General features: G+C 59.5%; 20 protein-coding genes. 3 read left to right on the top strand and 17 right to left on the bottom strand.

What is annotated here, in order from left to right; all coding sequences use genetic code 11:
* Positions 1–79 precede the first annotated feature (79 nt).
* The 6 genes from purT to HMPREF2849_RS07160 all read right to left on the bottom strand — a co-directional run bounded on the left by purT (position 80) and on the right by HMPREF2849_RS07160 (position 6,942).
* Positions 80–1,300 (bottom strand): formate-dependent phosphoribosylglycinamide formyltransferase, encoded by a 1,221-nt coding sequence (gene purT, locus HMPREF2849_RS07135; RefSeq protein WP_070439007.1) that lies wholly within the window; start codon positions 1,298–1,300, stop codon positions 80–82.
* 116 nt (positions 1,301–1,416) lie between these two features.
* Positions 1,417–2,448 carry a nucleoside hydrolase gene (locus tag HMPREF2849_RS07140; RefSeq protein WP_070862812.1) on the bottom strand — a complete coding sequence of 344 codons (1,032 nt, stop codon included), beginning with the start codon at positions 2,446–2,448 and terminating at the stop codon, positions 1,417–1,419.
* A gap of 96 nt (positions 2,449–2,544) precedes the next feature.
* The gene (locus HMPREF2849_RS07145) at positions 2,545–3,801 is read right to left on the bottom strand and encodes a glycerophosphodiester phosphodiesterase family protein (RefSeq protein ID WP_016421539.1); all 1,257 of its coding nucleotides are present in this window, start codon (positions 3,799–3,801) and stop codon (positions 2,545–2,547) included.
* Between the two features lie 193 nt (positions 3,802–3,994).
* Positions 3,995–4,633, bottom strand: coding sequence for an LppP/LprE family lipoprotein (locus tag HMPREF2849_RS07150; protein WP_016421540.1), 639 nt, complete (start codon positions 4,631–4,633; stop codon positions 3,995–3,997).
* Positions 4,634–4,795: 162 nt separating this feature from the next.
* Positions 4,796–5,380 (bottom strand): LppP/LprE family lipoprotein, encoded by a 585-nt coding sequence (locus HMPREF2849_RS07155; protein ID WP_016421541.1) that lies wholly within the window; start codon positions 5,378–5,380, stop codon positions 4,796–4,798.
* A 272-nt stretch (positions 5,381–5,652) separates the two neighbouring features.
* The gene (locus tag HMPREF2849_RS07160; protein WP_016421542.1) at positions 5,653–6,942 is read right to left on the bottom strand and encodes an adenylosuccinate synthase; all 1,290 of its coding nucleotides are present in this window, start codon (positions 6,940–6,942) and stop codon (positions 5,653–5,655) included.
* A 51-nt stretch (positions 6,943–6,993) separates the two neighbouring features.
* Between HMPREF2849_RS07160 and HMPREF2849_RS07165 the strand changes: the two genes are divergently transcribed.
* Both HMPREF2849_RS07165 and HMPREF2849_RS07170 read left to right on the top strand, forming a co-directional pair.
* A complete protein-coding gene (locus HMPREF2849_RS07165; protein ID WP_224433541.1) occupies positions 6,994–7,938 on the top strand; it encodes a hypothetical protein in 945 nt (314 codons plus the stop codon).
* Positions 7,939–8,071: 133 nt separating this feature from the next.
* Entirely contained in the window at positions 8,072–8,764 is a 693-nt protein-coding gene (locus tag HMPREF2849_RS07170) for a DUF1707 SHOCT-like domain-containing protein (RefSeq protein WP_049193771.1), read from the top strand.
* A 101-nt stretch (positions 8,765–8,865) separates the two neighbouring features.
* Here HMPREF2849_RS07170 and HMPREF2849_RS07175 read toward each other — a convergent pair whose 3' ends face one another.
* From HMPREF2849_RS07175 to clpB, 11 genes are all read right to left on the bottom strand, one after another.
* Complete coding sequence (locus HMPREF2849_RS07175; RefSeq protein WP_005510217.1) at positions 8,866–10,269, bottom strand: FUSC family protein; 1,404 nt, start codon at positions 10,267–10,269, stop codon at positions 8,866–8,868.
* Between the two features lie 97 nt (positions 10,270–10,366).
* The gene (locus HMPREF2849_RS07180) at positions 10,367–10,777 is read right to left on the bottom strand and encodes a DUF3151 domain-containing protein (RefSeq protein ID WP_016421545.1); all 411 of its coding nucleotides are present in this window, start codon (positions 10,775–10,777) and stop codon (positions 10,367–10,369) included.
* A gap of 132 nt (positions 10,778–10,909) precedes the next feature.
* Positions 10,910–12,127, bottom strand: a complete 1,218-nt coding sequence (locus HMPREF2849_RS07185) for a glycoside hydrolase family 76 protein (RefSeq protein ID WP_049169856.1) — start codon at positions 12,125–12,127, stop codon at positions 10,910–10,912.
* Between the two features lie 69 nt (positions 12,128–12,196).
* Positions 12,197–12,868, bottom strand: coding sequence for a TrmH family RNA methyltransferase (locus HMPREF2849_RS07190; protein WP_038626765.1), 672 nt, complete (start codon positions 12,866–12,868; stop codon positions 12,197–12,199).
* Positions 12,855–13,700, bottom strand: a complete 846-nt coding sequence (locus HMPREF2849_RS07195) for a lysoplasmalogenase family protein (RefSeq protein ID WP_016421548.1) — start codon at positions 13,698–13,700, stop codon at positions 12,855–12,857. The genes HMPREF2849_RS07190 and HMPREF2849_RS07195 overlap by 14 nt, the downstream gene beginning before the upstream one ends.
* Before the next feature lie 117 nt (positions 13,701–13,817).
* Entirely contained in the window at positions 13,818–14,378 is a 561-nt protein-coding gene (gene pyrE / locus HMPREF2849_RS07200; RefSeq protein WP_049193770.1) for an orotate phosphoribosyltransferase, read from the bottom strand.
* A 51-nt stretch (positions 14,379–14,429) separates the two neighbouring features.
* A complete protein-coding gene (locus HMPREF2849_RS07205; RefSeq protein WP_070862814.1) occupies positions 14,430–16,466 on the bottom strand; it encodes a type III secretion system chaperone family protein in 2,037 nt (678 codons plus the stop codon).
* A 188-nt stretch (positions 16,467–16,654) separates the two neighbouring features.
* Complete coding sequence (locus tag HMPREF2849_RS07210) at positions 16,655–17,485, bottom strand: sulfurtransferase (RefSeq protein ID WP_016421551.1); 831 nt, start codon at positions 17,483–17,485, stop codon at positions 16,655–16,657.
* Positions 17,486–17,747: 262 nt separating this feature from the next.
* A complete protein-coding gene (locus HMPREF2849_RS07215) occupies positions 17,748–19,286 on the bottom strand; it encodes an HNH endonuclease signature motif containing protein (RefSeq protein ID WP_070862816.1) in 1,539 nt (512 codons plus the stop codon).
* 272 nt (positions 19,287–19,558) lie between these two features.
* Positions 19,559–20,206 (bottom strand): GNAT family N-acetyltransferase, encoded by a 648-nt coding sequence (locus HMPREF2849_RS07220; RefSeq protein ID WP_070605329.1) that lies wholly within the window; start codon positions 20,204–20,206, stop codon positions 19,559–19,561.
* A 186-nt stretch (positions 20,207–20,392) separates the two neighbouring features.
* A complete protein-coding gene (gene clpB / locus HMPREF2849_RS07225; protein WP_070605325.1) occupies positions 20,393–22,972 on the bottom strand; it encodes an ATP-dependent chaperone ClpB in 2,580 nt (859 codons plus the stop codon).
* 360 nt (positions 22,973–23,332) lie between these two features.
* Here clpB and HMPREF2849_RS07230 point away from each other — a divergent pair, with 360 nt between their 5' ends.
* Positions 23,333–24,220 (top strand): fructose bisphosphate aldolase, encoded by an 888-nt coding sequence (locus HMPREF2849_RS07230; protein ID WP_038626781.1) that lies wholly within the window; start codon positions 23,333–23,335, stop codon positions 24,218–24,220.
* The last annotated feature ends 106 nt before the right edge of the window (positions 24,221–24,326 follow it).

Raw genomic sequence — 24,326 nt, forward strand, 5'->3', positions numbered from 1 at the left:
ACCGAGCGGACACACTTTTTGTCACTTAACCCGCGTTCCTTTCCCAAGCAACACCAGCAGCGCACACTAGGTCGTCGAACTACCCCAGTTCGACGACCTTAATCTTTGATGCCGCCTCCGATGCACGCTCACGAGCAGCGTCGACAGAATCTGCGGTCGAAACAGCAACACCCATGCGGCGACGCGGACCGGCAAACGGCTTACCAAAGATACGAATGTCTGTCTCCGGAATAGCCATGGCCTCAGCTAGGCCGGTGTAGCCCGGCTGCTCGATGTCAGCACCGCCGTAGACTACAGCGGAAGCTCCCGGGGACACCAGCGTGACGTCGATAGGCAGCCCCAGCACTGCGCGCGCGTGCAGCTCGAACTCGGAGAAACGCTGCGTACCCATGGTGACCATGCCGGTGTCATGCGGGCGCGGGCTGACCTCGGAGAACCACACTTCATCGCCGCGGACAAACAGCTCGACGCCGAAGATACCGCGACCGCCCAGCGCGTTGGTGATGCGCGCGGCGACAGAGCGCGCATTGTCCAGGGCGTTTTCGCTCATGGCTGCCGGCTGCCAGGACTCAACGTAGTCACCATCCTGCTGACGGTGGCCGATGGGCTCACAGAACCACGTTGCCCCCTCGCCAGTCTCCGGATCAACGGAGCGCACGGTCAGCAGCGTGATCTCATAGTCGAAATCAACGAAGCCCTCCACGATGACGCGACCGGACTCAACGCGACCGCCACTCATGGCGTAATCCCACGCGGCCTGGACATCCTCCGGCGAACGCAGCGTGGACTGTCCCTTGCCCGAGGAACTCATGACCGGCTTGACCACGCATGGGAAGCCAATCTCATCAACAGCTGCGGTGAACTCATCAAAGCTGGAGGCGAAGTGATAGCGGGAAGTCGGCAGTCCCACCTCTTCCGCAGCCAGGCGGCGAATACCTTCTCGGTTCATGGTCAGCTGAGTCGCCCGTGCGGTCGGAATAACGGTGACGTCCAGCGTCTCATCTTCCTCGACCTCTGCCAGCACCTCGGTTGCCAGAGCCTCAATCTCAGGGACGATGAAGTGTGGCTTGACCTGGAGAATCAGGTCCCGCAGTGCGCTAGGGTCCGACATATTCAACACGTAGGCGTGGTGAGCTACCTGGTGTGCCGGTGCATGCTCGTAGCGATCGGCAGCGTGCACCTCAACGCCAAGACGCTGGAAAGCAATGGTCACCTCCTTGCCGAGCTCGCCAGAGCCGAGCAGCAGAACTCGCGTTGCTCCCGGCTGGTACGGGGTTCCGGTGGCTTCAGGGGTGAACATCGAGATAAATTCGCTTTCGTCTACGGCACATACGCTGCGCAACCAGCAGCTGTTAAATTGATTGCCTCCAGCATACGACAGCGAGCTGATTCACCGCGGCGGGCACGGGCGGGAACCTAGCGCGGGAACACCCGCTGGAACTCAGCCAGCGCCACCTCACGGTCAGCGGCCAGGACAACATTCGCCACCGCTCCGGCTGAATCCTCCACCACCTGGCCGCGGCGTGCTGGCTCAGCTGCAAAGGTTCGCTTATCGACGCCCACGAGACGCATCTTCTCCACTTCCCCTGTCACCGCACCGACGGCCACCATCGCAGCGAAGAGGTCATGAACCTGCGCCTTGTAACCGACTCCAACTCCCTGGTGGAACTCAAAGTAGAACTTCAGCGAGCGGCGCAGAACACGCAGCAGCTCCGAGTTCATACCGGCATCTCGCCAGGATTCAATCTCAGTATCACTAATGGTGATGGTCTCGGTGACATTGAGCGGAACCAGCGTCGGCACCGGCGCGCCTGCGGCGGTGGCGATGCTGCGCACGGCATCCTCCGGGCGCTCGACGGCCACAGCACCTGCGGTGCCGAACACCTCGGTGACCGCGGTGGGGTCGACCCAGAAGTTCCATTCCGCAAACTCGGTGACGTTACCGTGGTAGTCCACAGCACCGCCCATAATGGTCACACCGTCGAGCTCCCGCATGAGTTCTGGGTACTTCTTCAAAGCGGCCACGTAGGTAGTCATAGGGCCAGTGACCAGCAGGTGCACCTTCTCCCCCGTCGACCGCGCCTGTTCGATGACCTGGCGCCACAGCGCCAGCGGATCCGCCGCCCCTCCGCGCCCCGGCTCGTAGATGACGGCCGGTGGCGCCAGGTTGTAGCCCAGCCCGTACGGACCATGAGTCTCAGGCGTGGTAGTCAGCTCACGGTCAGCGGGCCCCTCGAAACCGCTGACAACCGGGACCTCCGGGCAACCGCAGAGATTCAACATGTACTTGGTGTTGCGAGCGGACCATGCCGCAGTGGTGTTACCACCTGCGCAGGTCACACCCACCAGCTCGATCTCGCCTGCGGTATGTAACCCTGCGAGGTAGACGAGAGCAAGACTGTCATCGATACCCGTGTCAACGTCGGCAAGCACTTTCAAACGCGTCATAAGGTCAAGTGTGACACGAAACACGCTCAGCCCGCAGAGCTAAACACGGGCAAAACAGGGATACAGACGAGTTTTCGCTGGTGCTAGCCGGGTTTACTAGTTCGTCGACATCGCTGCATCACCCACCGGAGCGGGCTCTGGCAGCGGCATATTCAGCTCGGCCAAGACCTCGCGCAGTCGCGTCGGGTAGTCGGTGATGATGCCATCGACACCAGCGGCAATCTGCTCGCGCATGGTCTCCTTTTCGTTCACCGTCCACGGCACCACCTTCATGCCGGCCTCGTGTGCGCGGGAAATCAGCTCCGGCGTGGCGACCGGGTGGTAGTCAGAATCCGACGGTGTCTTGCCGTAAGGAATGCTGTGCGTCGGTGAGAGCACCTGCACGCCGAGCTGCTTGGCGGCCTCGATGATGTCGCCATCGACCTCGTCGTAATTGACATCGCCGATCCAAGGAGAATCCTTCTTCCAGGTGGTTTCGTCCCACAGCATGACCAGCGGAATCTCCGGGTTCCGTTCCGCGACCAGCGGCAACGAGCGCCAATCGAAGGATTGAATCATCACACGATCAGCCACACCCGCGCGGTCAATCTCGTCGAGAATCACATCGACGAACTCCTGCGGTTCTGCCGAGTCAGCGCGCTTTTCGCCCTCGATCTTGGTCTCAATGTTGAAGTGGATGTCCTGGTTGTCCTTAGTCAGCTCGAACAGCTCCGGCAGGGTCATCATCCTATTGCCCTTGATTGGCTCCGCATCCGGGAAGTCCTCGAGCTTCTTGTCGCAGACCAGGGTTTGTACCTGCTCATAGGTGAGATCATGTACGAGCTTGCCGACGTACGGGTACTGCGGATCCCCCTCCGTCACTGGCTCGGTGTCCGAGCACTTGTCATCTTGGATTTCCGGATCGTGCCAGACCATAGGCACGCCATCCTTCGTCAGGACGATGTCCAGCTCCAACGTCGTAACGCCCAGCTCCAACGAGTTGATCATCGCCTGCTTGGACTCCTCCGTCCACTCACCGCGACCACCACGGTGTGACTGCAGATCAAAACCCTCCGGCAGCTTAGCCATCGCAGCCGGCCGCACATTCGCGGCCGCATTCAGCTCAGCGACCTGCTGCTTTTCAAAGGTCTTCTCTTCGCTCGACGTAGTGCTGACCGCGCTTGCACTGCTTGACGACGACGCCGCGTCGTTGTCTGCATCATTGCTGCAGGCTGCAATAGGAGAAATAGCAAACGCGCCCATAGCGATGGCCGCGATTGCGCGGCGCGTGCCGTGGACGCGTGAATTCTGAGGCTGCTCGCTCTGCTTGGTCCGTTCGTCAAACATGGAGTCAGATGAGTTGCGAGAAGACATGGCCGGTGATTTTTCCTCTTTGGGCGTAGTGTTAGCGACTTCATAGCGACGGCATAGTACCGACAACACAGTGTCGACAAACTACCGTCGGAGGTTTACGGAACACAGAAATCTGGGTGAAAACTGTGTGGTGCGCCACTACTTTAAAACGGCCTGACAGCACTCGCATCTGGAGAGAGTGCGGGGTGAGCGTTTAATTCCCCTCTGCCTTTGGAATCTCGCCTTCTTGAGCAACCTCTGCCCCATCCCAGGAGTACGTAACGGGAGCGTTGTACTGGTCTTTAAAGGCGAAGGCACCGCCGTCTTCGATCATTTTATTGACATCGAAGAAATTGACGGTCACAGTTTTGCCATCACCCTCGACCGAGTTGATTGTCTGCGGACCACCGGCGGTCCCCACGTACTCGCCCTTATGAAACAGCAGCACTGCACCAGCGGTAGTTGAATGCGTAATTTCATTCTGTACTGCTGAGGCAAAGGTCAACTCGCTGGTGGTATCCCAGTTCGTATCGTCCGTGACTGTCCAACCGCTGCCATTGCCACCTTCCATTGAGTTCAGGTCGGCAACCGCTTCTTCGAAAGCCTCTTCCTGGGTTGGCGCAGAAGAACCCCCATCGGGGTCGTTGTCATCGACATCCGGATTGGGGGTATCTGCACTTTCACTGTCATCCTCGACAGTGGTGGTCGTAGTGATGGTCGTCGTTTCTTGATCTACCTGAGAAGCAGAGGTCGGTGCTGCGGTCTCATCAGTGGAGCAACCGGACAAAGCCACTACACCTGCGACCGCCGCGCTAACCAGCATCGACCCGCGACGAACTGAATGACCACTCATGGCTGGAACCTCTTCTGTTCTCTCAAGTTTTCTCAAGCACTGCGCTACGACGGAGCATTACTTTCTCATGTCCGACTCTGAATTGAGTTTACTTGGGAAAACCCAAGAGCCCCCGAGAGTGTCCAAGAATTCTCGAAAGCTCTCGAAAATTCTCGGGAGTCCTTAGGAAGCGGGCTTCGCGCCGCCGGGAATCTTGCCCTCGTGGACGACGTGATCTCCGTTCCAGAAGAAGTGAACATTAGAGGTGAATTTGGCCGCATCAGCGTTCGGCGCACCTGCGGCCTCCTGAGCCTCCCAGTCGTGGTAGATGACCGAGATGTTCTTACCATCAGGGGTCGGCGTCACCTTGTTGATGTGCTGAGGCCGGTCAGAGTCCGTACCAATGAACTCACCCTTGTGGAACATCAACAGCACAGTGGAGGACTGAGCGTTGCCCTGCTTGGCCTGATCTGCGAGAGCAAAGCTCAAATCGCTACACGGGCTGAAGTTGGAGGTGCCAGTGTACTTCCACCCATCATGGTTGTTCGGACGCTCCCTGTTGACCTTATCCAGGGCCTCCTGGATTTCAGGTGCTGCCGGGTTCGGGGTACAGCTATCTGCCTTCGCCGGAGCCGGTGCCGGCACTGGGGCCGGTTCCGCCTGAGCCGCGGGAGCTGCAACGGCTCCACCTACTGCGGAGAAAACCATCGCGCCGGAAAGTACGGCGGAACTTGCCAGTCGTTGTACTCGGTGTCCTGTGTTTTGCATGAAAACCACACGCCTTCTGTCGTTTGGACTTCTGTCGTTGGACCACGCGGTGAGGCCTACGATACAAAAATGACTCTGGGATGCCAGTGTCAACTGACAATTCCCAGAGCCTTCTCGTGGTTAGCAAATGTTCTTTTTTACAGCAGCCAGCAGTTTCGACACCGAAGATTTTTTATCTAACAGTTCGATAAAGCCGGGTCGAAAGCCGGACTATTTTCCGGCTAGTTCGCCACTGCCCCCCAGGCTAAGTACCCAGCGCTAGTTGCCCAGCGCTAGTTGTCCAGCACATCGTGGACAACGATGGTCTGGTCACGACCCGGGCCAACACCGATGTAGGAAATGCGAGCGCCGGAGAGCTCCTCCAGGCGGTTCAGGTAATCCTTGGCCTTGTCCGGCAGCTCATCGAAGGTGCGGCAGCCAGTGATGTCTTCGTCCCATGCAGGCATGGTCTCGTAAATCGGGACAGCGTGGTGGAACTCCGACTGGGTGAGTGGCATTTCGTCGTGACGCACGCCATCAACGTCGTAAGCGACACAAATCGGAATCTCGCCGATACCAGTCAGGACATCCAGCTTGGTGATGAACAGATCCGTGAAACCGTTGACGCGCGCGGCGTAGCGAGCCAGCACCGAGTCGTACCAACCACAGCGGCGCTTACGGCCGGTGTTGACTCCGACCTCACCGCCGGTGGTCTGCAGGTACTCGCCCCACTTGTCGAACAGCTCCGTCGGGAACGGGCCAGCACCGACGCGGGTGGTGTAGGCCTTCATGATGCCCAGCACCGAAGTGATCTTCGTCGGGCCGATGCCGGTGCCCACGCAGGCACCACCAGCGGTTGGGTTCGAGGAGGTCACGAACGGGTAGGTGCCGTGGTCGACGTCGAGCATGGTGGCCTGGCCGCCCTCCATGAGGACGTGCTTGCCGGCATCCAAAGCCTGATTGAGCTCAAACTCCGAGTCGATAATCATCGGGCGCAGACGATCGGCGAAGCCCATGAAGTAATCAAAGACTTCATCCGGGTCGATAGCGCGGCGGTTGTACAGCTTGACCAGAATCTGGTTCTTCTGAGCCAGCGAAGACTCAATCTTCTGGCGCAGAATCGACTCATCCAGAATGTCCTGGACACGCAAGCCCGTACGGCCGACCTTGTCGGCATACGTCGGGCCGATACCGCGGCCAGTGGTGCCGATAGCGCGCTTACCCAGGAAGCGCTCGGTCACGCGGTCCAGCGTCTGGTGGTACGGAGCAACCATGTGGGCATTGCCGGAAACGCGCAGGCGGGAGGCTTTTGCACCGCGAGCTTCGAGGCCATCAATCTCGTCGAAAAGCGCCTCGAGGTTGACCACACAGCCGTTACCGATAATCGGCACAGCGTTTTCCGACAGCACACCCGCCGGAAGCAGCTTCAGCTCGTACTTCTCACCGCCGACGACAACGGTGTGGCCGGCGTTGTTGCCACCGTTGGGCTTGACGACGTAGTCGACGCGGCCACCGAGAATATCGGTTGCTTTGCCCTTGCCCTCGTCGCCCCACTGGGCACCGACGATAATGATTGCGGCCATAGTCCTACTTCAACTCCTGGGATTGCAGACGACGCATTAGAGTGTAGTCCTATGCGTATTGTTGTGCTGCAGTGTGGCCCCGATGTACCCGCGTTTTCCCAATTGCTCCGCCAATCATGGTCTACATCAGCACCGTCCACACCATCAGCACCAGCTACTCCGGCACCACCCGCCTATGCGCTTCACGACGTCGCGATGATCCCCACCCGCAAGGAGCTGGCTTTCATCGACGACCTGGCCAAGGACGTACTGCCTGTCGATACAGCTCCGACGCCGGAGGAAATCTCCAAGCAGAAGAAAGTCGACCACTTAGGCGCTCCGCAACCCGCTCCGCAAAAGCCGAGCGAGCCGTTACGAATTGTGGTCGTTGGCACCGACGCGGCACTGGCTACCGTGGCAACCTACCTGATGCGCAAGAACCTCCTGTGGATTGAAGTGGCACATGTCCCCACCGCGCCCTCGACCGCGGCCAAAAACTGGGGCATCGAAGGAGGAGAAGGGCTCGATGCGGCGGCCGCGCTCACACGCCCGACGACGCCAGTGCCGCTGATTCGCGACGACACCGGCCACGCAATTGTTGGTTACGCCCTACTGACAGAGCCGGGAATTACCGGAGTGTCCTCGGCAAACGGGTTTACTGGCGAGGTCTATGTCGACGAGCATCAGATGTTCTCCGGCACATCCACCGGCCTGCAGATTCGCCCTACCCCCGATGCCCCGGGCATCGTTGCGGCCGAAGTTCCGGCGCCGGATGCGGAAAACGGTAACGAGGGTGAGAGCGGCAAAGGCCTGCTGAGCCGACTCGGATTGGGGCGCGGTGGCCGTCGTAAAGCGAAAGAAGCCCCGGCCCGCGAGCTACACCGTCCGATGACGGGTCGGGCAGTTCAAGTTGGTGGCCTGGGCTTCCGATATGTGCGCGATGGCGTGGAGTCACGAAAGCCGAGAGAGAAGACAACTCTGTACCGACACCTTCGCGACTTGCAGATTGTGCACTAACTGCGGCGGGCAATAGCCACGGTCTGCCTGTGCGAAAGTGGCGTGCATGAAAGTGACCTGCGCGAAAGTTCGAGTACAGATAACATTTGGGTGTTAAAGCCACTGCCCGCCACTGCCTCGATAGGACAGCATCATGACTGACAACACCCCACGGCTACGCGCTGGCGACCAAGCCCGCCACACTGCGCTGGAACGCTTGGAATGGGCATTCCGCGATGGCCAGATTGACTTTGCGGAATTGCAGGAGCGCACCGAGAAAGCCCAAAAGGCGACGTACATCGATGAGTTGCCCGCATTGACACAGGACTTGTCGCTGCCCGCGAACCTGGCCGAGCCGACTCCACATGCGCACCCAAACCCTAACCTGCGCCCGAACCTACACAGCGTCCCGGACGAGCACCATTCGGTGGCACCGAATGCAGCCAACAATCATCAACCAGCTCGGATTGATAGCTCCGCCGCGGCAACTGGTTCGAAGCTCTCCATCGGCATCTTCGGCGGCACCGACAAGAGAGGCCCGTGGACGTGCGCTCCCACGCACACCACGGTGGCGGCCTTCGGCGGGACTGGCTTGGATTTCCGCGAGGCCATCCTGACCGCGGAAACCACTGTCGTCAACATTGGCTGCGCCTTCGGTGGAGTCGACGTCATTGTCCCCGACCACTACCAGGTTGATGTCGACGTGCTGCCCATCTTCGGCGGCACGGATGTTACTGGAAACCCGGGACGTAACCTTCCTGCTCCTGGCGCAGGACAGGCTCCGAAGATTATTGTGCGCGGCTTTGTCGCTTTCGGCGGCGTCGAGGTCAAGCGCGTACCGCACTAGAGCATGCTGCAATAGCACGTGGGCAGTAGCATGTGCGCCGGAGCACGTGGGCAGTAACCGACGGGCGCCTAGCGAGCCGCTACTCACCCACTCCTCACCGGCTACTCGTCCCATACCTCCGGCGGCATTGCTGGGAACGGGGTCGTCGGCGGCAGCGTTGCCACAGCTGAACGCCTGGACAGGCCACACACCTGCAACAGGTCCACCACCAATGAGCGGGACTGCGCAAACACAACCTGTTCCGACAGCGTTGCGTCCTCGATCACGCGTGGGTGCATTTTCGCCGCTAAACGACGCAAGTACCGAACCACGTCTTCAAGCTTGACCTCTCCGGATCCCTCGGAAAGCTGAGCGATAGCGATGTCGCCGGACTCGAAAGGCAACTCGCCCCACTCTGGGATTCGGCGCACGGCGGCTTCGTCGTCAAGCACATGACTGACCAGACGCGTACCTTCAGACACGCCGAGAACAAGTGCGCACAGTTCGGACGAGAAGTCGATGTGGTCCTCACGTGCTGTGATAGCGCGACGCGCGAGCACACGGATGTTGCGCATGGCGTTGTCGACGGGATGAACCATACGTGACAGCGAGTGGATTCGATCCCGGGAGCGCCAGAGCAACGGCGAGATACGGACCTGCTCGCCCGCGTCGGCGACAGTGCGGTCCATCAGCGAGACTTGCGCCTGCATGGAGCGCACCACGCTCAGTGCGGTGCGGATGCGATCGGTGTCGCCCTCTTTCATGCCGATGCCGATGTCATAAAGTACATCTGCACCCATGTCGAGGACCTTGGCCACCTTGCGGCGAGCACCCGCCAGCGGGCTTCGCGGCAATATCATGAGCACAATAATGCCCACCACACCACCGACGAGAGCATCGATCATTCGGTAATAAGAACCAGCGGTGCCCGGCGGAATAATGGTGGCGATGAGCACGGCTGAAGATGCCGCTTGGTTGACCACAAGCGGTCCTCGACCGACAAACACACCGATGACCATGGCGACGAACACACCGACGGTCAGCTGCCAGATACCCGAGCCGAGGATGGAGATAATCACATCACCAATGCCGACTCCCAACGAGGCACCGAGCACCAACTCCACAGAGTGCTTTAAGCGAGGACCTGCGGTCATCACGTTGAGGCTGATGAAAGCGGCCATCGGCGCGAAGAACGGGTTGGGGTGCCCCAGTACCTCAAGTGCGAACCAGTAGGCCAACCCAGCGGCTAACGTGGCTTGGACAATGAGCATCCAACGGGAGCGCACACGGTCAATCGCATGGAGGAAACGCGTGCGGGGCCTCACTTTCTGACGCAACTTGTTTGCTGCGCGGGAGGCCGGATGTAGGTACGTATTGCGAAAATCTTGGAAATCCGGGCGCGGATTATCCTCGACGAATTGCGTTTCCTTAGCTTCGACGAGGTCGTCGACATGCGCGGGAGCAAGGTCCTCTAGATTCCTGGCAGCTGCGGCATCCTTATCTTCCCCACCAGCTATGCCAGCCATGCCGAAGTCACCATCCTCATGTAAAAAACTGTGCGCTTTTTATGTACCCGTTGTGCTGTTGTGCACTCTTATGTGCCCGCTGAATCTCTGTGCGCGATTAAAGACCCAGTTCTGGCAACGCGGATTCATCACTGTCACGCAGCAACGCCATCATGCGATCGAATTCATCATCCTCGCCGATAGCCTTAGCAGCCTTAGCCAACGCTGCGAAGGCGCGGAGCACACCACGATTCGGCTCGTGCTCCCACGGAATGGCTCCGAACCCCTTCCAGCCGTTTCCACGCAGCAGGTCCAGACCGCGGTGGTAACCAGTGCGAGCGAAGGCATAGGCCTGAATCTCCTGGCCCTCGGACAAGGCGCTTTCAGCCAAATCCGCCCAAGCCTGGGAATCGCGCGGGCATGCGCGAACCACGGCCTCCGGGCTTGCGCCACCGTTGCGGGCAGCAACGGCCTCGTCAAGAACGGGGAGCTTCACGGGAGCAGGAGCCATCATGTCATTGAGTTTCATGCGTCCTATTGTGCCAGGCATCACGTGGCGATGGCAGGGGCTCAGTAGGTGACTCCCTGTTGGCAACGGCGGGCACAGCGCGGTGGTACAACGTCGGCAAGCGCCAGATGACGACCAACTAGCGTTCCCCGACTACTCCGGGCAGCTCGGCTTCGTCGAATCCAACGACTCACCATTTTCCAGCTTGGTCGCAACAAAATCGGCCACTCGGGCGCACGCTTCCATCAGCATCCAACCCGACAGTTGGACAGAGAGGTCACGCTCCTTAATCGCCGAACCGCGAACCGCGCCACCGACTGATTGCGCAACCGAACCGCCCTGTGGGAACTGAGCATTATCGTTCCAATCTGCGGGGAAAAGCGGCAGGCCATCAACCTCGAGGCGGTGGTACCAGCACTTCTCCCCCGAAGCCAGAACCAGTCGGCGAGCAATGCGAGCTGCCGCGCGATTCATGCGATTGTCTCCAGGCAAACGCACCGCCGCATCGGCGAGGTATCGCACCAGGATGCCGTTGAACAGACCACCATCGCCGCCACCGGCACCGGCGATAACATTGTCGGTGGTCGCCAAATCCTTTGCCACCGCGTGGATGAGGTTTTGCACGCGCGTGAAATACTTCGTCGCCTGTTCACGCTGGCCGTGCGCCCGAAGCGCAAGTCCCACTTCGAGGCAAGCGCCAATCATGACACCCTGGTTGTACGTAAACATGCCCTTCTGCACGACGGCACCTGCCATGGACAAGCGAATGCCGTCGTAGAGCAGCCCTGAGTCCGACAGGAGGTTGGCGTAAACCCAATCGATAAGTTCCTCTGCCTCCTTGATACGACCAGCCCGGGCCAGAGCGATGGCTGCAGGACCGTTCGAGGGGACGTTGAAAAAGAGGTCCTGCTCACGCCACGGCAGCACACCCGTGGACTCCTGCCGACCATCGCCCAAGCATGAAATCAGCCGTGCTGTCGTCTTCTTGGGCACCGATGCGCCGAGGACAGCGTCGGCACGCCCGAGCGCCAACGCCATCCACGCGCGATCGTCGTAGTACTTGTTCTTGGTCAGCAGCGTGAGGTTGCGAATGCGGATACCCCGAGTGGTCTGGCGGATAGCGCGGTACTTCTCCTTAGAAGGCACGCGCTTGGCTGCGTCTACCAGGCAGTCGAGATACTGCGCCTGCCACCAGTAATGCCAGTTGATGAAGACCTTATGTCGAAGCGGCGCGGGCCAGGAAGCCATTGCCAAATTCGTGCCCGGAAGACCCCACAGCTTCGCCGCATGACGGTTGCGAATCGCCTGTTCAGCCACGTCCGCACGATAGGCCCACGTTTCGGCCTCCGGACGCGACATTTTTAGAACCACTGGCTCTCCTTAAAACGGCTGTGAAACAGCTCTAAAACAGCCTTCGAAATAAAACACCTAAGCAGACAATTACCAGGCCGCGGTGATATCTGCATGAGTACGAATCCAAGAGTGCATGGCAATACCCGCCGCTACCCCCGCATTTATCGAACGCGTCGAGCCAAATTGGGCAATCGACACCGTCAAATCCGCCGCCTGCTGTGCTTCTTCAGTCACTCCCGGCCCCTCCTGGCCGAAGAGCAAAAGACAACGCTCGGGCAACTCAACGGTTTCGATGGGTACGGAGCCCGGCACATTGTCCACGGCCACGACAGCCAAATCATGCTCGCGCGCCCAGCTAATGACCTCCGACACCGTCTCGTGGTGCAGCAAGTGCTGGTAGCGGTCAGTCACCATCGCGCCGCGACGATTCCAACGCTTGCGCCCCACGATGTGCACGGCCTCCACCAGGAAGGCATTTGCGGTGCGTACCACGGTGCCAATGTTGGAGTCATTCTCAAAATTCTCGATGGCGATATGCAACGGATGACGACGCTTATCCAGCTCCGCGACGATAGCCTCCATCGTCCAGTAGCGGTAGGCATCGACGACATTACGTCGGTCGCCCTCATCCAGAAGCTGCTCATCGTATTCTGGGCCGGTCGGCCGGGGTTCGTTCGGGTGCTCCTGCTCCCACGGCCCCACCCCGACACGAGCCTCAAACCATTCCGTCGGCCCCTTCCCGGGCTCAGGCGCGGTCAAGAGCCAACAGCCCCTCGACCAGGAACAACTGCGCCACGGTGTAGGTGTCCATCACTGCCGCATTCAGAAGCTTGCCGACGACGCCCTCCTCCGCAAACATCTTTCGAGCCATCAGTAGCGTGTCGGAGACGAGGAACAGGTTGCCACCGTGGCCGAGGCCGTAGGCGGCATCGGCAATCGGTAGGCCGGTCTGCTCATCAGTACCGACAGCACCGGCACCCTCCAGCAGCGCCGGGTCATCGGCCAGTGCGGAGGTCACAGCCAGCAGCGGACCGTAGCCAACAGCAGCGGGCAGCGCCTCGGGCTTTACAGCACCGACCAGCGGTACCGAACCAGCCCACAGTGGGAAGCGAATGGCAGCACGCAGCGCGCTAATCCGAGCTCCGGCACGCCACAGCAGCACGTGGTAGGCAACCTGGTTAACTGCGAACGGCACAGAACCGCGGTTCAGGTTCGGCTTATTCGGCATGAGAATCAAGTCGCCCAGCCAACCGCCGGCGAGGCCGATGAGCAGGGTGGTCGTCGTAAAGCGAGACGTCTCGTGGCGACGGCGCCAAACATTGGCCGCCAACAGTGGCATGAGGACAGTCTTGGAAACTCGACGTGGAGTCTCCCAGCCGAAGGCACTGGAGACAACGTTGACCGCACTGGCGGCGATGTAGCCGGCACGTTCTGGGGCACGGCGAGTGTCGGAGCTCGCGCTGGCGATACCGACGAGTGCGCCGAGGCCCTCGCCCGTGCGACGCACAAACATGTCAGCGACGGTTTCCTTTGTGCCGGGAAGTTTGGTCGTGGTGAGCTTGGACAGGAGTCCTGCGCGCTTGGTGGTCATGGGGATGTTCCTCTTTCGTGGGACTGCGTTGGGGCGGTGAGCTGGGTGAGGCTCGGTGAGCAGGGTGAGGCTCGGCGAGCAGGGTGAGGCTCGGCGATAGCTCTAGCGCTCAGATTCTTAGGCCAGACCCAAGTCATCCAAACCGAGCAGATAACGGTACTCCAGGCCTTCAGCCTTGATGACCTCGCCGGCACCCGTCGCGCGGTCAACCACCGTGGCGACACCGACAACCTCAGCACCGGCCTCACGTAGGGCAGCGACGGCAGTCAGCGGAGAGTTGCCCGTCGTGGTGGTGTCCTCAACAACCAGGACCTTCTTGCCCACAATGTCCGGCCCCTCGATGCGGCGCTGCATGCCGTGCTTCTTGGCTTCCTTACGCACCACAAAGGCATCAATTGGGCGCCCTTCGGCGTGCATGACAGAGGTAGCCACCGGGTCCGCGCCAAGCGTCAGACCACCGACGTGCGCGTAGTCCCAGTCTCCAGTGAGCTCTCGTAGCAGAGAACCAATCAGACGCGAGGCCTCATGATGTAGAGTGGCGCGGCGCAGGTCAACGTAGTAATCAGCCTCACGTCCAGACGACAGCGTGACCTTGCCATGAACAACCGCCAGCTCCTTGACCAGCTCGGCCAAACGCTGCAGCTTCTCCTGATTGACATTGCTCGTGTGGATGCTCATCTGAGGTTGTCTCCTAAATAAACGACTGTGTGCTCAAGGATATGTCTGGTTCTACTCGTCCGCGGAATCAGGGGTTACGCCCTTGTCCTCGGACATAGATTCGGTGGGGTCGTCGCTGCTGTCGAGGTCTGGGGCGGCGTCGGTAAAAATACTGGCGGGCTTCACATTTGATCGCACCACACGCCCCTGGCTCGAGCGCATCCGGCTATGTTCGGGGTCCTCACCAAGCGCAGGAATCTGCTGGCCAGAATCCCCAATGTCCTCCGACTCACCAACGTTTGCACCCATCTTTCGTGCCGTTGACCGCGAAGGCAGCGCCGTCGGATCCAGCGGTATATCCCGCGTAGGGCGCCACGACGAACCGTCAATCGCCTGCACCACCGTGGGTTGTGCATTGCTTTGCGACGACCACTGCGAATCATCCGTGGTTGCATCCGCGGTAGCAGCGGACGAGGACGAAGGAGAATCTGCGTAAACAATTTCCTCAACGTCCAGCGGCTCTTCGCCCTTGCTATTCTGCGCGCTGTGACTCTGGGCATGCCCGTTCTGTGAGCTATGATCCTGCGAATCGTGGTTAGCAGAACCGTTGCGACGCTGGTCTGGTACCGCGTGCAAGTGCCCACGCCCGGTTCCATCAGAAATCAAGGAACCAGAGTCAACGGACTGCTCGGTGAGCTGCAAACGAGTGGGATCCCACTGTTTAGTGTCCGGAGCGACGGTTTCGCCTTCCGCTGGTGGCAACCTGCGTGCAATGTCGGAGAAGTCCGACAGCGATGCCAGTGCACCGTCCCAGTCCTCTGGCACCGAATTATCAATCAGCTGAGCCAAGGACCAGGAGTTTTCGGACCACATGCGGGTAATGGCCGGGTGCACGTCGGCAAGCATGCGGGTTGCACGGTCGTCGAAAATGCGATGAATGAGCTCTGGGTCGGTAGCTGCGACTACCAGGCCGGCTTCGGTGGCTACGTGAGGCAGCGTCGTGCCGCCGCTGCGGCGCAACTCGAAAACCTCATCGCTGGATACAGAGCGGCGGATGGCGATGGTGGTGATGCCGCCGACATCGGCGAGGTGCATTTCCCGGCCAAAGGCGAAACCGGAGACCACGGCCTTGGCATCGCCGTCCGGCGTACGCTGCCAGTACGACGGCAGCTCATGGTCCACACGGTTGTAGACAGAATTACGTTCCTGCGCCCAGGCCTTCCGCAGGTGACGCACACGGCGACCGCTGATACGTCGACGGACAGGGGCCACTGACTGCTGCTGGGCGCGCTGCGGTTGCGCGGGCGGGGTGGACTCAGTGGGCAGGGTGGCCTGGGTGGCCTGGGTGCGCGCCGCACGATCGGATGGTTGCGGCACTTCGTCAGTCTCGGCATTTTCGCCGGCTGCAGCCCGGAATTCTGTACCCCCAACAGTTCCAGTGCGAGCGTCAGCAGCGGTGGTGCTGTCGGCCCCTGTGGCAACGGCATCGCCCACTAAACCTGTCTCGGGCTCATCCGCGGTATCGGTATCTTCAGCAGTCACCGACTCGGCTGGCTCCGCGCCAGGCCCTGCTCCAGATTCTGTGCCAGACTCCGCGCCGCTTCGGAGAGTCACGTCCGTTCCCGCATTCAGATCAGCTGCTGCTTCCGATGTTTCGGCAGCACCCGCGTCTTCTGTTGCTTCGGGCATTTCAGCAGTGGCCGCCGGCTCGATTCCCGAGACAGATTCAGGCTCCGTCGGTGTCTTTTCTACAGCTGAAGTCCCCAGTTCTGTCGTCGAAACCTCAGTTTCAGAATCAACTTCAGCGGCGCTATCAGTCTCAGCGGCAACCTCAGAGTGAGAGTCAGCATCAGCTGCGATATTCGGTCTCGCCACAGAAGCTGTCTCGGAGCTTCCTTGCTCTGAAGAATCCGGCAGTTCGGGCACAACATCTTCTGCCGCCACACCGGTTACTTCGCCGGTGAAGTCCGAGGGCTCGTCGTAAAGCGATGGCGATGACGGAGACGCCACAGCAGTCTCACTTATGCTGCGACGGCGGCGGTCGACAACGAACAGCGCGACTGCGGCGATGATGAGAATCGCTGCGAGGGTGAATACTAGGGGAATCATTAATCTCCTAGCTTAAGCCAGAAGCAGTTCTATTTGGTCAGCGACAAGATGCCGTCCCCCGTCTGGCGCAATGCCAATGCCCGAGGAGAGAGCGTACGGGACTCTCTAGGACGGTAAAGGGCGAGGGGCAAAAGCCACATGGACGGCACATCAAGGGCCCTGGGGCGGTCGCCCTGGCCCGGGCCCGCTTAGAAGCGGACGATAGGCAGGCTCGGATCGCCAGCCCACTGGGACCAGCCGCCGACATACAGAGCGGCGCCCGTGATGCCCGCTTCTTCCATAGCCTGAATGAACAGCGAGGAATGAAGACCGGAACCGGAGTAGACCGCTACATTGCGACCGTCTTCGATACCGACGGAGGCAAAGCGCTCACGGAGCTGCTCAACAGGCAGGAAGGAGCCGTCGGCATTTTGCAGACTGCGAGCCGCCAGGTTCACGGCACCCGGGATGTGACCTGCCTGCAGATCGACGCGCTCACTACGACCTTCAAAACGGCTGGGCTCACGCGCATCCACCAAAATTCCACGCTCAGACCAGGTGCGTACGTCATCGAGGCTGGCAACAGGCATATTGCCTTCACTCACCGCAATCGTTCCAGGCCGCGGCAGATTTCCGGGCCCGAAGGCAGTCTCGTTTCCATCTGCTTCCCAAGCAGCTAACCCACCGGTGAGGACACGCACATTCTCCAAACCTGCCCAGCGCAGAATCCACCAAGCACGTGACGCGAACAGTCCATCGCCCGCGTCGTAGACGATCACCAGATGCTCCGAGCGGACTCCCCATCGACGGACGGCATCGCGCACACGCTCGATATCCGGCAACGGGTTGCGACCAGCTTCTCGGCTTGGAACACCTGCTAGGTCCAACTCGGGATCACAGAACACGGCCAGTGGGATGTGAGCCGTGGCGTAGGAGTCATATGGTTTTTTAGCACGCGACCAGCGTGCGTCAACGACGACGATACGACCGCCGCCGGCAATCTTGTCACGAAGCTCTTGTACCGAGATGGATGTTGTCATAATTCCGGATTCTAAATCGATTGACTTGGTAGCGCGATATGTACGTTATTAAAACTAGGAGCTTGGGAAGGTGCATGAAGATGCTGCCCACCTGGCCGTTTTCATCTCAGGTACAGGCCATGGAACCGGCTGTGCCACCGCAGAAAAACTGCTGCACTATGCCGCCAGCGTCGCCCCCCTTTCCTCAACCGCTTCATTAACGCAAAGCTGACTACGAAACGGAAGATCAGCCTCTAAGCCAGGCCTCTGTCTCCCAATCCGACTACCCACCGGGATCCTGTCCCGTCCCACCATTGCCATCCGCTGTGTCCCCCGCCCGTTTCTCTCGCGCTTTACGACGCAACCAGCGCCCCGGGTTATCGAACGTATCGGGGTCCTCATTGGATTCCGCTTTCCGGTTTCCTTCCTCGTCTTTCGGGGGCACCCAGACCACACGATCAGTAGAGGCCTGCTCACACTCCCCGCTAACCCCGTCCCCTTCGTCAGTTCCTAGAATCTCCGCCACCTCATCCGGCCGGAGCGTCCACCAAGCATTTTCATCACATCGAGCATCATCGATCTTTCGATGCGTACCCGGATCCACCAACGTGAGATTATCCAGGTCAGTGCCACCACCGGAAGCCCACGACTGCACATGGTGAACATCGCACATAGCTCCCGGAGTGCCCATGCCCGGCGCGGAGGAACCTCCTTCCTCTCCAAGAAGGGCCAGATACTGCGGCAAAGTCCCCAGCCTGCGGGATCGACCAAAGTACAAGGTCTGCCCCTCATTCCCCAAGACTTGGAGGAACGAATTTCTATCGACCATCTGTTGCACGGCCTGACTAATGGAAATTCGCACTCCCGCGTCTGAGACCGCTTTACCCGATCCAGGAAGTACAAAATCTTCCCCCTCAGGCAGGGAGACTCCAGCTAACGCTGCCACATCTGCGATATGCGCGACGGTGACCACCGATGTCGTCCCCCGCGCCGGCTGAAGCTCACCGCCCGGTTGAAAGCCCCCATTCACCGCCGCTTCCACGGCATCATGGAAACGCTGCTCCGGATTCCGCTGGTCATCGGCACCTTCTTCGAGCAACCCGCCAGGTCGCGCATAATCTGCCTGCAGCCTTTTGAGCACCGCCGCAAACGAAGGCGTAACCACACCGCTCAACCGGCTCATGCCATCCGGCCCTTGAGCACCGATTTTTAGGCTTCGTTTCCGAGCACGGTCCTCATCCGTATACGGGTCATCAACCCCCAGCATTGCCCGCAGACGGTTCGGCAATTTATTGAGATCATCAACACGGATTTTGTCCACTAAATCTGCAATGTGCTTGTCCAGCAGCCTAGACAGCTGTGCATGCTCCGTTGCCGGCAGCTCGCGAACGGCTTTGTCAATCTTCGCAACAGCATCCGCACCGACAACACCTTCCTCAACTTTCTGACGAAGGTTCGGCATTCGCACATCCTCATTCGCCGGAGCAAACGGATCAACATTCCTACTCAGACGTCCGACGACATTGATACGCTGCCTCGCTTCTGCTCGCGAGATTCGCATCTCCTGCGCTAGCCACGCGATCCTTCGGTGCTCCGCGCTGGGCATCCGCCCTTTCATTGTCTCCACATAAGTCGCATCAATTACTGCGAGTCGTTTTCGCGCTTTCTCAATCGACTTATATGCGTCGTGCGCATGATCCGGTGCAAGTACTTCGAAGTTCTCCACGATGACTGTCGACAGAGCTTCAAACTGTGCAACCGCATCTAAAACCTGCGATGTCGAAAGCGGTCCACCGCCGTTTGACGCCGATGATGTAGACATTTCCCCACCCCCTTTTAAAACGCTAGCAATCCGAATCCCCAAATGGACTAACTAATTTCCCTCCTCCACATTATCGCACACCAATTCGACACACCATAACCCCCACGTCAACTTTTTCGAATCTTTTTCCGAAAAACTGCCACGCTCCCGACCTAAACACCCCACCAACTCGCGCAGTCCCCCCCCACCATCCGCCCTGAAAACCCCACCAACTCGCGCAGTCCCTCACCACCCGCGCAGCCCCCCCCCCAAAAAAACTGCACGCCGAAAGCCTAAAACCGCACCACCATCACGTCATGGTCCGGGAAGCTCGAGCGTCCCACTAGCTCAAACCCCGCCTTCACATAAGCTTTCGCCGCCCGCGGATTGGCATCATGGACAGCCAGACTAACCCCCGGGTACCCCAGCTCACGCGCATACTCAAGGAGCCCCGCAATCATCGGCTGCGACAGCCTGCGCCCAACAACACCTGGACGCAGCGCAATCGCTACCTCAGGAATCCCATTTTCCACGAAACCGTACCCCGGTCCGTCCTGCGTAAACGTACGCAGCCAGGCCGCCCCCACCGGCACTTCGTAGCTCTCGTGCTCTTCACTTGACGACGAATCCCCGCGCTCCAACCATTCCGCCTTAATGGCGGCCGCACTGTAAGTAGCCTCGCGAGAAACCCTCGGTTCAAATGGATCAGTGCGGGTCATGTCGCTACTGAGCGACTCGAGGTCAGCGTCGTCAAGCGAAGTGGCGAAAAGGATAACCCCGCCCTGACTCGCGTCCCACTGGTCGACGTATTGACGCCTCGTGACTACATAATCTTCCGGCAGTGGCTGACTTTCATCTCCGAACGTTTCCGTTAGTTCGTCCATCCAGGCAATGAAGGGGAGGTCGGAGTCTGTCGCTGGTCGCCACTGAAAGTTAGTCATATTTGCGCACTATACCGGCGCACTCCAGACTGACCGGAATGCAACAAGCCCACACGGTCGGTCACAAGACACATAAGTCCGGACAATAAAAGCACAAAAAAGGGGCGGTTCAGGAGAAAACTCTCCCAAACCGCCCCAACAAACAGACAGCCTGCTGTGCAGTTATCACCCTGAGTATCAGGCGCCCTAGACTCGGGCTACGCCATCCTCGTCATAGCCGACAACCTTCAGCGACTCGCCATCGTCAGCAACCGTGACCTCTACGCGGTCACCATCGCGAACATCACCGGCGAGCAGTCGACGTGCCAGCTCATCGCCGATTGCCTTCTGCACCAAGCGACGCAACGGACGGGCGCCGTAGGCCGGGTCGTAGCCGCGCTCCGACAGCCAATCCAGTGCCTCATCGGAGACATCCAGCACCAGACGACGTGCCTCCAGGCGTTCTGCCAGGTTACGGACCTGAATGTCCACAATGCCGCGCAGCTGCTCGGAGGTCAGCGGATCGAAGATCACCACATCATCGAGACGGTTGATGAACTCCGGCTTGAAGGCCATCTTGACCGCATCCATGATCTGCTCATGCGTACCACCAGCACCGAGGTTGGAGGTCAGAATCAGAATCGTGTTTCGGAAGTCCACGGTTCGGCCCTGACCATCGGTCAGGCGACCCTCATCGAGCACCTGCAGGAGCACATCGAACACGTCCGGGTGAGCCTTCTCGACCTCGTCGAAAAGCACGACGGTGTACGGACGGCGACGAACAGCCTCGGTGAGCTGACCGCCAGCGTCGTAGCCGACGTATCCAGGAGGAGCACCAATCAGACGAGCGACAGAGTGCTTCTCGCCGTACTCGGACATATCGATGCGCACCATCGCACGCTCATCGTCGAAGAGGAACTCCGCCAGCGCCTTGGCCAGCTCTGTCTTACCAACGCCAGTTGGACCGAGGAACAGGAAGGAACCAGTCGGACGGTTCGGATCGGCAACACCCGCACGCGAACGGCGGACAGCATCGGAGACAGCCTCCACAGCGGCAGTCTGACCAACAACGCGACGGCCGAGGTTAAGCTCCATTTCGAGCAGCTTCTCGGTCTCACCCTGCATCATCTTGCCAGCCGGGATACCCGTCCAGGCGGAGACAACTTCAGCGACTTCCTGAGGCGTGACCTCCTCCTTGAGCATGGAGTTTTCCTCTGCGTCAGCGACCGATTCCTCGGCGGCCTCCAGCTTCTTCTCCAACTCAGGGATGCGTCCGTAACGCAGCTCTGCGACGCGCCCGTAGTCACCTTCGCGCTCAGCCTTTTCGGACTCAGTGCGCAGGGCATCGAGCTCTTCGCGGACGGAGCGGACATCATCAATCGAGGACTTCTCGTTCTGCCAGCGAGTCTTCAGAGCGTTGAGCTTCTCGCGCTCATCTGCAAGTTCCTCACGGAGCTTGTCCAGGCGTTCCTTCGACGCGATGTCAGTTTCCTTCTCCAGGGCCATTTCCTCGATTTCGAGGCGGCGCACGATGCGTTCCGCGGAGTCGATTTCCTCCGGCGAGGAGTCAATCTCCATACGCAGACGCGATGCGGCCTCATCAACCAGGTCGATAGCCTTATCCGGCAGGAAGCGGGATGTGATGTAGCGGTCCGACAGCGTTGCTGCAGCCACCAGCGCGGAGTCCTGGATGCGAACACCGTGGTGGACCTCATAGCGCTCCTTCAGACCACGCAGAATACCAATGGCGTCCTCAACGCTCGGCTCACCGACAAAGACCTGCTGGAAACGACGCTCCAGCGCAGCATCCTTCTCGATGTACTTGCGGTACTCATCCAGGGTCGTCGCACCGACCAGACGCAGCTCACCACGAGCCAGCATCGGCTTGATCATATTGCCCGCATCCATCGAGCCATCACCCGTGGCGCCAGCGCCAACGATGGTGTGAATCTCATCGATGAAGGTAATAATCTGACCGTCGGATTCCTTAATCTCGTCCAGAACCGCCTTCAGGCGCTCCTCGAACTCACCGCGATACTTCGCACCGGCGACCATAGAGCCCAGATCCAGGCTCATCAGCGTCTTGCCCTTCAGAGATTCCGGCACATCACCTGCAACAATGCGTCGTGCCAGCCCCTCTACAATGGCCGTCTTACCAACGCCCGGCTCACCAATGAGCACCGGATTGTTCTTGGTACGACGACTCAAGACCTGTACCACGCGACGAATCTCCGCATCGCGGCCAATAACTGGGTCAATCTTGCCCTCACGTGCCCGCGCGGTTAAGTCCGTCGCATACTTTTCCAGAGCCTGGTACTGCTCTTCTGGATTCTCCGTTGTTACCTTCCTCGATCCACGCACACTAGTCAGCGCACCCTTTAACGCCTCGGCAGTAGCACCCGCCGACTGCAGCACAGTTGCCGCCTCCGACTGGCCAGTTGCCACACCGATAAGCAGAATTTCCGTGGAAACGTACTCGTCTCCCAGCTCCCCCGCCAGCTCCTCGGCGGCGTTCAGAGCATTAACGGCGTCCCTATTAAACTGTGGGTTCGCCATATTCGCCCCGCTTGCCGACGGGTACCCCGCGACCAACTCCTTAGCGCGGGTCAAAACCCCGGAAGGATTAACGCCCGCTGCTTCAAGCAGTGGAGCCGCAATACCCCCCTTTTGCTCCAGCAGTGCTACCAGAATGTGCCCAGGCCGGATATCCGGGTTACCCGCGCTGGTCGCGGCCTTCATAGCTTCCTGGAGAACTTCTCCAGTCTTAGTTGTTGGTGTAAAACTCATAACTTGCGCCCCTTTGGCTCAACTTTGTCATTCACTACCCATAACGCATTCAACCTTGAGTCTGTTCCACTCAACTTCAAGTTTTTCAATTTCCCGACCGTGATTCACACCACACCTATAGCAAAAAGGATTGAGCTCGGCAGCGTCGTTAAGCGTAGTAGCACGCCGGAAAGCACTAGAAAACGTTGGAAAGCTCCAGAAACCACGTGCGAACACACTCCGACACACCGCCCGACGTCCTCACCAGCACACTCCCGCCGGATTCAACTTCCCCCATGTGAGTGATGGGTGGACAGCGCACTCATACTGTTTTGGTTACCCTGGTAGGTGACATTCCTTCATTCTCACGAAAGGACTCGAATGAACATCGAGCAGGCACGTCAGATGACTGAGGGCAAAGGCTTCATCGCCGCTCTCGACCAGTCCGGTGGATCTACCCCGAAGGCTCTGCGCCTGTACGGCATCAACGAGGATCAGTACTCGAACGAAGATGAAATGTTCGACCTGGTTCACGAGATGCGTACCCGCATCATCACTTCCCCGTCCTTCAACTCTGAGCAGATTATTGGCGCGATTCTCTTCGAGCAGACAATGGATCGCGACATCGAGGGAATCCCGACCGCTCAGTACCTGTGGGAAAAGAAGGGCATCGTCCCGTTCCTGAAGACTGACAAGGGCCTGGCAGACAAGGAAAACGGCGTTCAGCTTATGAAGCCGTGCCCGGGCCTGGATGAGCTGCTGGAGCGCGCTGTCGCTAAGGGCATCTTCGGTACCAAGATGCGTTCCTTCATTGCTGAGGCAAACGAAGAGGGCATCAAGGCCAACATTGCTCAGCAGTTCGAGTTCGGCAAGCAGGTTCTGTCCCACGGTCTGGTTCCGATCCTGGAGCCGGAGGTCGACATCAACGCTGCTGACAAGGCAGAGGCTGAGGACATCGTCCTGCGCGAGCTGCTCGCTGGCCTGGATGACCTGGCTGATGACCAGAAGGTCATGATCAAGGTTTCCATCCCAACCAAGGATGACCTGTACAAGCCGCTGATTGAGCACCCGAAGGTCATGCGCGTTGTCGCCCTGTCCGGTGGCTACGAGCGCGAGGACGCCAACGAGCGCCTGTCCCGCAACCACGGCATGATTGCTTCCTTCTCCCGTGCACTGTCTGAGGGCCTGTCCGCTCAGCAGTCCGACGAAGAGTTCAACGCAACTATGGCTGAGTCCGTCAAGGGCATCTACGAGGCTTCGATTTCCTAATCGTCCGTGCTGTGCATCTGCGCTTGTGCGCACCTCTAGGTAGTCGCTAGCGCAATTAAAAACTCCCGCACCAGGGGGTTAAGTGACAAAAAGTGTGTCCGCTCGG

The organism is Corynebacterium sp. HMSC073B01, from assembly GCF_001838255.1.
GTDB lineage: Bacteria > Actinomycetota > Actinomycetes > Mycobacteriales > Mycobacteriaceae > Corynebacterium > Corynebacterium jeikeium_D.